Raw genomic sequence first — 3,507 nt, 5'->3', positions numbered from 1 at the left:
AAAATGATAGTCCTCCATCTCCAAGCCTAATTCCTCAAAAACTTCAAATAGATTTTCTTTGATTTGATCTTTTATTTTTAGGTCTTTCTCCACTCGAATCTTTGCCAGTAGTCGGCTTACCTCTAGGGCCATTCCTTCTCGAAATAAGCTCATACTGTATCTCTCCTTTTAGGCAAATTCAATCAATAGGTCCTTTACCTCAATGACATCTCCTTCTTTAACATAAATGCGCTTCACCGTAAAATCCATGGGAGCTTGAATGGCGGTTTCCATTTTCATCGCTTCGGTCACGATCAAATGGTCTCCCTTCTGCACTTTATCTCCCTCTTCCACGACGACTTTCAGCACTTTGCCCGGCATGGAGGCACCAATGTGCTTTCGGTTTCCGGATTCTGCCTTAGGTCTTTGCACTGCCGTAACCTCTGCTGAATAATCCCTAATCGACACTTCACGTGGCTGGCCATTCAATTCAAAGTATACGGTTCTCATTCCATTGACATGTACGGGACCGACAGAAACCAACTTGACCACAAGCGTCTTGCCCTGTTCGATCTCAATTTTGTTTTCTTCTCCCTCCCTTAATCCATAGAAGAAAGTAGGAGTCTCGAGGACAGAGAGATTGCTATACGCTAACCTATTTTTCTCCATCTCCAAAAACACCTGCGGATACATGATATAGGAGAGTACGTCATAATGGGAGACTTCACGCTGGATTTTTTCCTGCAGCTCCCGTGCGGTTTGATCCAAATCGATCGGTTCCAGCAATTCTCCTGGTCGGCAGGTTATCGGTTTTCTTTCCTTCAGGACGACTTGCTGCAATGACTCCGGAAAACCCTGATACGGCTGACCGATATAGCCTTGAAAAAAGGAGATCACCGAATCAGGAAAAGACAAGAAAGCCCCTTTTTCATAGATATTCTCTTCATTCAATTCATTTTGGACCATAAACAAAGCCATGTCTCCAACGACCTTGGAAGAAGGAGTCACTTTCACGATATCCCCGAACAAGTGGTTGACGGTGGTGTACATTTTCTTTACTTCTTCCCAACGATGGCCCAAGCCGACCGCGTTGGTCTGCTGCTGCAGATTGCTGTACTGTCCTCCTGGCATTTCATGCTTGTAGATTTCCGCATGACTGCCTTTCATGCCGCTTTCGAATCCAGCGTAATAGGATCGTACATCCTCCCAATAATCATTGAGCTTGTACAAGTTTTCTTGGTTCAGACCGGGATCGCGCTCCCCCTTTTCCAAGGCAGCGGCTAGAGCATTGAGACTAGGCTGGGAGATCTGGCCTGACATGGAGCCAATGGCCAGGTCTACGATATCCACACCCGCTTCAGCCGCTTTGAGAAGCATGGCTACTCCGTTTCCGCTCGTATCATGGGTATGAAGGTGTATGGGGATATGGATCTCTTGTTTTAAAGCCTTGATTAATTCATAAGCGGCATACGGCTTTAAAAGCCCCGCCATGTCCTTGATGGCTAAGATGTGAGCGCCAGCTGCCTGCAGTTCTTTTGCCATGTTGACATAGTACTCCAGATTATACTTCGGGCGATTCGGATCAAAAATATCCCCCGTGTAACAGACCGTTGCTTCCGCAATTTTTCCGCTCTCTCTGACGGCATCGATGGAGACCTTCATCCCTTCTACCCAATTTAAGCTATCGAAAATCCGAAACACATCAATCCCCGCTTCTGCCGAAGTCTTCACGAACTCCCGAATCACATTATCCGGATAGTTCTTATAGCCGACAGCATTGGCCCCTCGAAACAGCATCTGAAAAAGGATATTAGGAATTTTCTCGCGAAGCTGGATCAACCGATCCCAAGGGCATTCATTCAAGAATCGCATGGTCGTATCAAAGGTCGCTCCGCCCCACATTTCCAATGAGAATAGGTTCGGGACAAGCTTGCCCGTCGCTTCCGCTGCTTTCACCAGATCATGAGTCCGTACGCGAGTAGCCAAAAGGGACTGATGGGCATCGCGAAACGTAGTATCCGTAATGAGCAGCTTCTTCTGGCTCCCGATCCATTGGATCAATCCATCGGGTCCCTGCTGGTCAAGAATTTGCTTCGTTCCATCCGGGTAAGGAGACTGGAAGGACGTCTTCGGCAGTCTTGGCTTGGTAAACACAGGCTTCTTTCCTTTCGGCAAACCCGGATATCCATTAACGACAATATTCCCAATATAGGTCAAGAGCTTCGTTCCGCGGTCTTGCTTCTGGGCAAACTGAAATAACTCAGGAGTCGAATCAATAAATGAGGTATTGTAATTCCCGCTTACGAATTGAGGATGCTCCATGACATTCTCTAGGAATGGAATGTTCGTTTTCACACCGCGAATGCGGAATTCCTTCAATGTACGCGACATCTTCGTACTGGCTTCTTCAAAGGTGGCTCCCCAAGAGCAGACCTTTACCAGCATGGAATCGTAATGGGGAGTAATAATCGCCCCTGAATAGCAATTTCCCGCATCAAGGCGAATACCGAACCCTCCGCTGCTGCGATAGGCCAAGATGCGCCCGGTATCCGGCAGAAAACCATTGGTAGGATCCTCTGTGGTAATTCGGCACTGAATGGCATATCCTAATCTTTCCACCTTGTCCTGCGGAGGAATCCGAACTTCCGGTGCAGTCAATGCATAGCCTTCCGCCACGCGGATCTGGGATTTTACGATATCGATCCCTGTTACCATTTCCGTAATCGTATGCTCAACTTGAATGCGAGGATTCACTTCAATGAAGTAAAAATTCCGATCTGGCGTGACCAGGAATTCGACGGTCCCAGCATTAATATAATTCGCTTCCTTCATTAACTTGAGGGCCGACTGGCAAATTTCTTGACGAAACTCCTCATCCAGGGATTGGCTAGGTGCGACTTCCACTACTTTCTGATGACGCCTCTGCACCGAGCAGTCTCTTTCATAAAGATGAACGGCCCCGCCATACCGATCACCGATCACTTGCACCTCGATATGCTTGGGATTCTCGATGTACTTTTCCACATACACGTTTGAGCTGCCAAAAGCCGATTTTGCTTCGGAGCGGGCTCGATTAAATGCTTCGTCCAATTCATCCTGGTGACGGACAATGCGCATTCCTCGCCCCCCACCGCCCATGGCAGCCTTGATAATGATAGGAAATCCGTAGTCTCTAGTGAAGGCAATGGCATCCTCCAAACGATCAATCGGTTCCTCCGTTCCTGGCACAACCGGGATTCCCGAAGCAATAGCTGTTTTCCTTGCCTGGACTTTATCCCCAAAAATATCCAAGTGTTCCGGGTTCGGACCAATGAACACAATCCCTTCTTCACGGCAGCGGCGAGCAAAGTTCGCATTTTCCGATAAAAAACCATAGCCCGGATGAATCGCATCTACTTCATTTCTAACGGCTACGTCGATGATGCTTTCAATATCCAAATAAGCCTCAATCGGCCCTTTCCCCTCTCCGACCAAATAGGCTTCATCTGCTTTAAAGCGGTGCAGACAAACACTATCCTGCTCCGAATA

Annotated in this window: 1 protein-coding gene; it reads right to left on the bottom strand. The window is 47.7% G+C overall.

Annotated elements, in window-relative coordinates; genetic code table 11:
- Positions 1-168: 168 nt before the first annotated feature.
- On the bottom strand, positions 169-3,507 hold a 3,339-nt coding region (gene pyc, locus ABLT31_RS38160), incomplete at its 5' end, for a pyruvate carboxylase (protein ID WP_367760937.1).

The organism is Ammoniphilus soli (genome assembly GCF_040813775.1).
This window is presented reverse-complemented; position numbering and strand designations above follow the sequence as displayed.